We start from the raw sequence: 8,331 nt of genomic DNA, 5'->3' as shown, positions 1-8,331 counted from the left end.
TGTGGAAGAAGCCAGGAGCGAACTTTACTGAGGTAGGAAAAGTCTTGCTAGAATGTGGCATGCCAAGCCTTATTGATCAGGATTCAGAAAACAAAACGCTAAGCGACAATGAAATAGCCACCATTGATGCTTGCATGCTTCAAGCTGGTTTCCGTAGAAAATCAGGGGGGCCATATTGGTGTTATAATTATAATAACCTCCCCATTTGTCGTCCTGGTGCTGTTATTCCGAAGCGAAGTGTTGAGAAGCGCTTAAACAGCCCTTTTTGTAAAAAGTACAAAAATGCGGATGAATGCCAACCCTAACAACACAACACTATTCGCAAAATACTGCGCTCAATGTTGGTTACAGCTCTGGGAGTGGCGGTTCTGGGTGGATGGGCAATGCTTCTTTTGGAAAAGGAAAGGGCTCCAGTGAACAACTGCAACACAAGAACAGCCATATTATAGGCACCGGCACTGTTCATACCAACAGTGGGGGAAATACTACATTTGCAGGTGCCGTGGTTTCTGCAAACCGTGTAGAGATGGGTGTTGGTGGTGATTTCAGCATTACTAGCCAGAGCGATACCGGAAAAACTTCCAGCAAGCAAAACTCTGTTTCTGTTGGCTTTGGTGCTGGAGCAACGGGTGCTGGAGGTTCAATGAGCGCCTCTTTCCAAAAGGACAAATCCTCTAGTGATTATCACAGTGTTGTAGAGCAATCAGGCATTAAAGCAGGGGCAGGCGGCTTTGATATTACAGTGGCGGGTGCAACAACCATGACCGGAGGTATTATCGGCAGCACCGCACCGGCGAACAAAAATAAACTGACCACCGGAACCATTAAAACGAGTGATATCACCAACAGTGCTGATGCTCAAGCCAACAGCGATGGGATCAGCATTTCTGCGGGTGGCCCCATGTATCAGGGCAAATATGGTGTCGGGAAAAACATTGCCAAGAATGTTTTAGATCATGCAAAAGCCAAAGATTCAGAGGAAGGCTATACCAAATCCGCCATTAGTGATAGCACCATCGTCATTACTGATGAAGCAGGGCAAAAGGCATTGACAGGGCAAGATGTGGAACAAGCCATCGCTTCCCTTAACCGTGATACTGCCAACGCCTATAAGGGTGTACAACAGCTTGATGTCGCCAAGCTGGAACAAATCGTCCATGAAAACCGTGAAATGGCAATACAATTGCTGGAAGAAGGGTTTAAATACAGCGATGACTCCTATAGAACCATGTTTATCAAAGAACACCCCATCGCTGTGGTCGACCGTGATGAACAGGATAATATAATCTATGAAATAGATGAAAATGGACAGTATATCAAAGACGCTCGTGGACAAAAAATCCCTAAGTTTCATTATTTAACAGATGAAGAAAAGCAGCATTTGCAAAAAGGTTCTGATGGCAAGGTTCATGTGTCCTTTAATGGCATTTTTACTCCACCCTATGAGGCCGCTGTTTATGCAGAGCAACATGCAGAGAATAAAAATGAACCACTTTATTTTGTTGTGTTTCCGCAAGCGGATTCTGCTATTTCAGAGCTTCTGGTCGCGGGATACCAGAAGTTTCTGGAAAATAACTTTTGGGGTTTGACGAATTCAACACAAGAAGCAAAAGGTTTGATGTATAGCTATGGTCTTACAGGATTAGAACTTTATGGACATAGTCGCGGGACGATGACATTGGGGAATATGCTGTATTCTTTCAAACAAGAAGGTGTGCATGGGATAGCCAACGAAAACACCAATATTAATCTCTATGGGCCAGCCTTTAATGTTTTAGTTGCATCCGGTCTGTTAGGTTATGTGAGTGATGGCAAACAAACCACGATTGGTTTTGATGGTCATAGATATGATTTTGTCAGCAGAATTATCGGCGGCAATGACTATACCTATGAGACAATACCTGCTGGCAGTAACATGTGGAAAGAATGGCGGAGAGTGATCACAAATCCCGTAAGTCCCCATACTTGTCTTGGACATGCGGGGCCAAAATGCCAAAAGCAGTATGGCACGTCTCATCTAGAACAATTTCCTTTAAGTAAATCACGGAGTAAAAAATGAAACAAATTTTAAAATTATTAAGCGCTGTAATTTTGTTCAGTATAGCTGGATGTAACATCGATAAACCTCCTCTAGGAGAGGTGGCTACGTGGGAGAAAAATGGTGTTACTGATTTTACAGAGGTAGGGAAAGCTCTGTTAGAATGTGGCATGCCAAGCCTTATTGATGCCGATCCAGAAAACAGAAAACTCAGCTACAATGCATGGGCAACTATTGATGCTTGTATGGTTCAAGCTGGTTTCCGTGATAAAGTAGGGGGGGAGGACTTGGTGTGAGAATCATAAAGCCGAGGATCTTCCGATTTGTCGACCAGGCGCTGTTGTTCCACAGAGAAGTGTCAAAAAGCGCTTAAACAGCCCTTTTTGTAAAAAGTATAAAAATAGCCGTAAATGCCAACCTTAAATATTGCTGTTTGTGGAAAGTACAATCCTCACATTCATGTGTTCTCATGCTTGTGCGGGATTGTCTCCTCAACCAACAATCTCAACACTGTATGTGAAGCAGTATAACGTAGGGAATACACTTAGTAATCCTATAACGTTGCGTCATAGGATGGATTGTGCACTCTCTAGGATTGTGAATTTGAGAAAGCCTTGTCCGTCCTTACGTGACAAGGTTTTTTTATGCCACGTCACTTTGACGTTGCTGTTTTGCTTGTTCGATTACATTGAGAAGATCCGATTGTAACCAACGGGATAAAAAACCAAATTTTAAAGGTTTTGGGAGAGAGCCACTGGTAACATGACGGCGGAAAGTTGAGACACTCATATGAAGCAATTTTGCACTTTCACGGTCAGTTAAAAGAATATCATTTTCTGTCATTCTAAAATCCTTTCATTCTCAAAAAATAGAAACAAATCATGCCTATCTATTAAGCACATTTTGGTTTATTTTTGAAGGTATTTTTATTTATAGAAAACAATATTTTATCATATAATTTCTCATGTGATAATTTATGAGTCTTATTGAGAAAAAATGAGAGAGAAGAGAGAGAAAGTTATCCACAGATCATGGGGTAAATTACCCCATATCTTAAGATTGACCAGTGACATAAGCCGCCCATTTATCCATATAGACACGGCGCTGTTCTAGATAGTCCGTACGACGATAGGCACGCTCTACTTTACCACCGACCACATGCCCTAAAATGGTTTCAGCCACCTCATAGGGGGCATCGGTTGTTTCAGCGAGCCAATCGCGTAAACTAGAACGAAATCCATGGGGGCAGGCTTCAAGTCCAATACGTTTCATATATTGAGCCATACACCTATGCGCAAGGGGACCGCGACCGGTTGCAGAAAAGAAGAAATCATTGCGTGATAAAAGGCGCGCTTGTTTTAAAATATCTAATGCTTCTGTTGATAAGGGCACACGAAATTCTGTTGTAGCATCACGTCTTCCTTTCATATTCTCAGCAGGAATAGTCCATATATCGCCATCAACTTGATCTTTATGAATATGGCGTATAGGATTTGTACGAACGCCTGTCAGAATAAGCAAACGTAAAGCCAGTTGTGTCATTGTTGTTTCGCAAAGTGTTTTATAAAAAGCCGGAACCTTTCTCCAATCCATAGCTGGAAAATTTTGCGTTTTATGGCGTTGTTTGCCTAAGAGGGCGCGTGCTTTTTCTGTTGCTTGTAAATCAACATCCAATCCTAATGCAGCCGCATGTTTAAGACAAAGATTAAGACGTATCAATGCTTTCTCTGCTGTTGCAGCTTTTGTATGCCAAATAGGAGCAAGGGTATTGCGTATCTCTGTTTGAGTAATCTCTGAAACGGGTAAACAGCCTAATTTGGGAAGAATATGCAGTTTTAAAGGTGCAAACCAGATTCCGTCTTTACCATCCCCTTTTAATTCAGCTTTACGACTTTCAAAAGCATCCACGGCAATATCTTTTAAGTAATGAAGATTGCTTATTGCCTCACGCTTTTGTTTATTACGCTCTTTAATGGGGTCACGACCTTCACGAAGAACAGAACGCCACCCAGTTGCCAATTCACGGGCTTGTTTTAAAGAGACATCTCGCAACGCTCCCAAGCCCATTTCACGGCGGCGTCCGTGAAGGGTATAACGATAAATCCATTGAGCACCTTCATCTTTACGCTTATGAAGAAGCAAGCCGGCACCATCGTTATATTTGCCAGCCCCCAATGTTACTACAGATCTTGCATTAAGACGGTTCATAAGAGCCATTTCAGATGCAACAGATGGATTTACAAGGAAAGCAGATTGATCTGTTCATGCGTCAAAAGAGAGCGGAATTGGAAGCGGAATTGATGAAGCAACGCCATGAGCTTGAACGGGAGCGTATTCTTAATGAACGAGCGCAAAATCAGATTATGCGGGAGAGAGCCGCAACGTACAGGGGAAGAAGCATTTAAGAGAGGTTAGAGAATGAATGCAGAAATGAACGAAGTGATGAATGAAGGTATGAATGAAGATTATAGGGTTGCAGCACCGGTTTTTGATGATGATGAGAGTTCTTTTGATGTTGATCATGAGGTTGAGACAGTTGAGAGTCATGATGCAACACCTCCAGAGCCGATTGTAGAGCCCGTTGAAAAGCCTTCAGAAATCGTTCCTAGTATAGAGCAGCAACGTGCTATAGAACAAGCCAAACAAGCTCGTGAAGCGCTTGTCAAGTTTTATGAGCCCCAAGCTCAGACACCAATGGTTGAAGGTGAAAGTGGACCTCCAGATCCTACACAAGACATTATCGGCTATATGGGCTGGATGGGAAAAAAGCTTCAAGAGCAAGGTGCGTATATTAGGGAACAGAAAGAGGCGCTAAGAAAGGCTGAGGAACAGCAGCAGCATGATATGCGTCTTGGTCAGTTTTTCAATAATTCTGTTGAGTCATTTAAAAACAAATCTAGTGATTTTGATGCAGCAGCAAATTTTCTTTATGAGACGCGTGCAAAAGAATTGAGGTCTTGGTCGTCACTTTATCCAGAGTGTGCAGATCAAAACACAATAGATGCGATTATAAAAGATCAATTGCATGCGCTTGTAGCGACTTGTGCACAAAGAGATCTCAATCCGGCAGAAGAGCTTTATAGGATAGCGCAAAATCTTGGTTATCAAAACCAAGCGATMCAAGCCAATAATCAAGTTGCAGCGCTTCAAAGTCGTCAGAATTCTGCGAGAACCTTAACGGCATCTGGTGGAGGGGGTGTTACAGGTCCTATGACTAAAGAAACTCTTGCGAATATGTCAGAGAAAGAATTTAACGCGTGGATATCCAATCCAAAAAATGAAGCCCGTTTTTATGAAATTATGGGTGCAGACCCCGATGAGATATAAGTTTTACAGCATAATCCGCCTTTGAAGCGGGTTTTCCACCGGCTTTTAAGCCGGTTTTTTTATAGCAAAGAAAGGTGAAACAATGGCAACAACACATATAGGAACYCATGATCCRCAATCGGTGAAATTGTGGTCACAGAAATTAAGCAATGAAGTTTTGAAAGCAACGAAAATTGCCCCTCTGATTGGCAAAAGTTCGAACAGCATTATCCAGCTTTATAACGAAACCCATAAGAGTGCAGGGGATAGTGTCACATTCAGTTTGTTGGTCAATCTGTTTGGAGATGGTGTCACGCAAGGTGAAACCTTAGAGGGCAATGAAGAAGCCCTTCAATTTATGAATGATCGATTGGTTATTAATGAGCTTTTACATGCGGCGCGTGTTGCCAATAATGACTCGATTGACCAACAGAGAATCCTTCCGAATTTACGTAAGAAAGCGAAAGAAGGTTTGGTTCGCTGGTACGCCAATCGTTTAAGCATCATGTTCTTTTTGCAGGTGTGTGGTTATACAGCACGTACGATCAGTATTGATGGTCGAGAAGTATATATTAAACCAGTTTATTACGGCTTTAATGAAATTATGGCACCAAGCAGTGAACGGATTATTCGACCTGATGGGMAAACCAAGGATGAAGACCTTACCGATAAAGCCAAACATAGCTTTAGTTTGAAGCTTATTGATGAAGCGGTTAAACAAGCGAAACTTGCCAATCCACAAATTTCGCCGGTTCATGTGAATGGTGATGATGTTTACGTTCTCTATTTGCACCCAACACAAGTAATGCAATTGCGCACCAATACAGAAACCGGTGAATGGTTAGATATCCAAAAATCGGTTTATGCAACCTCTCGTGCGAAGAACCCAATCTTTGATGGCTCTCTTGGCATGTATAATGGTGTTGTATTACGTGAAGCTATTCATGTCACTCACGGTGTTAAATCGACAGATCATACAGCAGTAAAGAGTGTTCGTCGTGCGGTGTTCTTAGGAGCACAGAGTGCGATTATAGGCTTTGGGAAAAATCACAGTGCAACGAATTATACGCTTGAGGAAGAATATTTTGATTATAAACGTGAACTTGGCGTATGCGCCAAGACATTAATAGGAATGAAGAAAACCCGTTTCCAAATGCCAAATAGTGCGCAAACAGCCCAAGATTTTGGAACGATTGTTATTCCCACCTACAGTGGTGAAGCCGCGGCGTAAGCATTAAGGAGGAAAACAAGACATGGCAGATCATTTACCACCTCCTTTACAAGGAAGAAATCTTCACACCCAACAGGTAAGCTTTTTGCGGTTAAATATCTCACATAAAGAGAAGCATCTCACAGAGAAAATTGGAATTTTGCCTCGAGGTGCTTTGATTACTTCCATTAAAACGTTTGTGAAGACGGCGTTTTCTGAGGCGAAGTTAAAGATTGGCAGTACCTATGGGGGTAGCGAATATAGCGAAAAAGATATCAAAGCCCAAGGAACGCAAGACTTTACACCAACAGATCAAAAGGTTTTTGCTCCAGAGGATAAAGAGATGACCCTTTATGCAACACGAGATAAAACCACAGATGCTGGTGAATGTGTTGTGGTCGTGCAATTCGTAACAAATCATTAAGGGGATAAGACATGGCAGATCATTTACCACCTCCTTTACAAGGGAGAAGCCTTCATACGCAGCAGGTAAGCTTTTTGCGTCTTAATTTTAGCTATGAAGATAAAGAAAACGCGATGAGAATAGGCATCTTGCCACGTGGGGCTTTAATAACTTCCATTAAGGTGTTTGTTAAGACGGCGTTTTCGGACACGAAGGTTAAGATAGGCAGTACTGCTGGCGGGAATGAATTTGGCGAAGCAGAAATCAAACAACAGACAGTTAAAGAGGTTAAGCCTACCAATCAAAAGGAGTTTGTTCCTTATGATAAAGCGCTTACTCTCTATGCTAAAGCGGACAAAACAGTCCAAGCCGGTGAAGCAAGTATAGTCGTTGAATTCGTAACCAATCACTGAAATTGAGAGGAGAGATCTATTAACTCTCCTTCAGTTTATGAAGTAGAAGACTGTACAGAGAGTTGCAAGTTAAGGGCAGATAAGACAGCAACTAAAGTAGAAAGCTTGGGGTCACCCGTTTTACTTAAGGAGCGATATAATCCACTGCGTTCGCGATTGGTTTCTTTTGCTAAAGCACGCATATTTTGAGAGCGAGCAACGATACCAATGGCATCGGCTATATGAGAGGCGTCACCGGTTTTGAAGGCTTCATTGAGAAATGCTTGTTGTATTTTAATGTCTTCAAGATATTCTTCTGGTTTAAATGGGGTTGTTTTCATCACTGTACTCCTCTTTTAACTTTAACGCTTGTTCAATATCCCTTTGCTGCGTTGATTTATCTCCACCGCATAACAAGAGGATAAAATCAGAGCCTTTTTGGGTAAAATAAATTCTGTAACCAGCACCATARTGGATACGTAATTCACCTATGCYATTRAARAACTTMRCATCACCCAAAAGTCCTTGTTTTAAGCGTACAACACGTTGAAGAATAATCGCTTTAGCCTTTTTATCTTTGAGTTTCTTAAGCCAATTATCAAATTCTATCGTTTTATGAATGAATACCATTAGTGCACTGTAATGCACATGATATATAATGTCAATAATAATATTCCTTACAGAAAGGTATTTTGATGACGCGTCATTATATTCGGGTTAGGACAGGYGGACCAATACCGGCTAGTCAAAATGTTTATCGTCATAGAAAAACGCTTTCACACCTTGTGTCTGTTATTCAAGATGAGATTGATGACATTACGGACGAGTATGTAGCACAAATCCAAGAAAGTATTTTTGCTGCTATTCGTTTTTGTGAGAGAGAAAGTTTTTACTTTAACGAAAGCCGTGATGTGGTGTTTGAAACACGGGCAGGGAAAGGTGTCTATGATGCAACGGACACTCACCATATCGAAACGAAACA

The 8,331-nt window shown here is 41.7% G+C and carries 9 protein-coding genes and 4 pseudogenes; 9 read left to right on the top strand and 4 right to left on the bottom strand.

The genetic code is table 11. The features are described 5' to 3' along the window. From CER18_RS09475 to CER18_RS09465, 3 genes and pseudogenes are all read left to right on the top strand, one after another. Positions 1–305, top strand: a 305-nt coding sequence (locus tag CER18_RS09475) for a hypothetical protein (RefSeq protein WP_100129724.1), incomplete at its 5' end; no start/stop codon positions are given. Further along, positions 305–2,059 (top strand): annotated as a pseudogene (locus tag CER18_RS09470) (hemagglutinin repeat-containing protein); the annotation flags it as partial. The gene CER18_RS09475 and the pseudogene CER18_RS09470, both read left to right, overlap by 1 nt. Further along, positions 2,056–2,461 (top strand): annotated as a pseudogene (locus CER18_RS09465) (hypothetical protein). The pseudogenes CER18_RS09470 and CER18_RS09465, both read left to right, overlap by 4 nt. Before the next feature lie 219 nt (positions 2,462–2,680). On the opposite strand, the gene CER18_RS09460 reads toward CER18_RS09465, so the two are convergent. Both CER18_RS09460 and CER18_RS09455 read right to left on the bottom strand, forming a co-directional pair. Beyond that, positions 2,681–2,881, bottom strand: a complete 201-nt coding sequence (locus tag CER18_RS09460; protein ID WP_100129722.1) for a helix-turn-helix transcriptional regulator — start codon at positions 2,879–2,881, stop codon at positions 2,681–2,683. 210 nt (positions 2,882–3,091) lie between these two features. Further along, the gene (locus CER18_RS09455; RefSeq protein WP_100129721.1) at positions 3,092–4,255 is read right to left on the bottom strand and encodes a tyrosine-type recombinase/integrase; all 1,164 of its coding nucleotides are present in this window, start codon (positions 4,253–4,255) and stop codon (positions 3,092–3,094) included. A 2-nt stretch (positions 4,256–4,257) separates the two neighbouring features. Between CER18_RS09455 and CER18_RS09450 the strand changes: the two are divergent. The 5 genes and pseudogenes from CER18_RS09450 to CER18_RS09430 form a co-directional block, all read left to right on the top strand. After that, a pseudogene (locus CER18_RS09450) lies at positions 4,258–4,443 on the top strand (phage portal protein); the annotation flags it as partial. A 13-nt stretch (positions 4,444–4,456) separates the two neighbouring features. After that, the gene (locus tag CER18_RS09445) at positions 4,457–5,365 is read left to right on the top strand and encodes a hypothetical protein (RefSeq protein WP_245410099.1); all 909 of its coding nucleotides are present in this window, start codon (positions 4,457–4,459) and stop codon (positions 5,363–5,365) included. Positions 5,366–5,447: 82 nt separating this feature from the next. Next, a complete protein-coding gene (locus CER18_RS09440) occupies positions 5,448–6,575 on the top strand; it encodes a N4-gp56 family major capsid protein (protein ID WP_100129720.1) in 1,128 nt (375 codons plus the stop codon). Positions 6,576–6,597: 22 nt separating this feature from the next. Further along, on the top strand, positions 6,598–6,978 hold the full coding sequence (locus tag CER18_RS09435; protein ID WP_100129719.1) for a hypothetical protein: 381 nt from the start codon (positions 6,598–6,600) through the stop codon (positions 6,976–6,978). 11 nt (positions 6,979–6,989) lie between these two features. After that, positions 6,990–7,370: a hypothetical protein gene (locus CER18_RS09430; RefSeq protein WP_100129718.1), complete on the top strand. Its 381-nt coding sequence runs from the start codon at positions 6,990–6,992 to the stop codon at positions 7,368–7,370. 35 nt (positions 7,371–7,405) lie between these two features. Here CER18_RS09430 and CER18_RS09425 read toward each other — a convergent pair whose 3' ends face one another. Next, the gene (locus tag CER18_RS09425; RefSeq protein ID WP_100129717.1) at positions 7,406–7,690 is read right to left on the bottom strand and encodes an addiction module antidote protein; all 285 of its coding nucleotides are present in this window, start codon (positions 7,688–7,690) and stop codon (positions 7,406–7,408) included. Beyond that, positions 7,671–7,979 (bottom strand): type II toxin-antitoxin system RelE/ParE family toxin, encoded by a 309-nt coding sequence (locus tag CER18_RS09420; protein ID WP_100129716.1) that lies wholly within the window; start codon positions 7,977–7,979, stop codon positions 7,671–7,673. The genes CER18_RS09425 and CER18_RS09420 overlap by 20 nt, the downstream gene beginning before the upstream one ends. A 65-nt stretch (positions 7,980–8,044) precedes the next feature. On the opposite strand from CER18_RS09420, the pseudogene CER18_RS09415 reads away from it, so the two are divergent. Continuing rightward, positions 8,045–8,331 (top strand): annotated as a pseudogene (locus CER18_RS09415) (hypothetical protein); the annotation flags it as partial.

Origin of the sequence: Bartonella tribocorum (assembly GCF_002777915.1) — a bacterium.
Classification (GTDB): Bacteria; Pseudomonadota; Alphaproteobacteria; order Rhizobiales; family Rhizobiaceae; genus Bartonella; species Bartonella tribocorum_A.
Note: the sequence above shows the minus strand (reverse complement) of the source record. Positions and strands in the feature narration are given on the sequence as shown.

Excerpts from the sequence above, each read along its gene's own strand:
- CER18_RS09425 (WP_100129717.1), bottom strand. The coding sequence starts at position 7,690 with ATGAAAACAACCCCATTTAAACCAGAAGAATATCTTGAAGACATTAAA.
- CER18_RS09430 (WP_100129718.1), top strand. The coding sequence starts at position 6,990 with ATGGCAGATCATTTACCACCTCCTTTACAAGGGAGAAGCCTTCATACG.
- CER18_RS09435 (WP_100129719.1), top strand. The coding sequence starts at position 6,598 with ATGGCAGATCATTTACCACCTCCTTTACAAGGAAGAAATCTTCACACC.
- CER18_RS09455 (WP_100129721.1), bottom strand. The coding sequence starts at position 4,255 with ATGGCTCTTATGAACCGTCTTAATGCAAGATCTGTAGTAACATTGGGG.
- CER18_RS09460 (WP_100129722.1), bottom strand. The coding sequence starts at position 2,881 with ATGACAGAAAATGATATTCTTTTAACTGACCGTGAAAGTGCAAAATTG.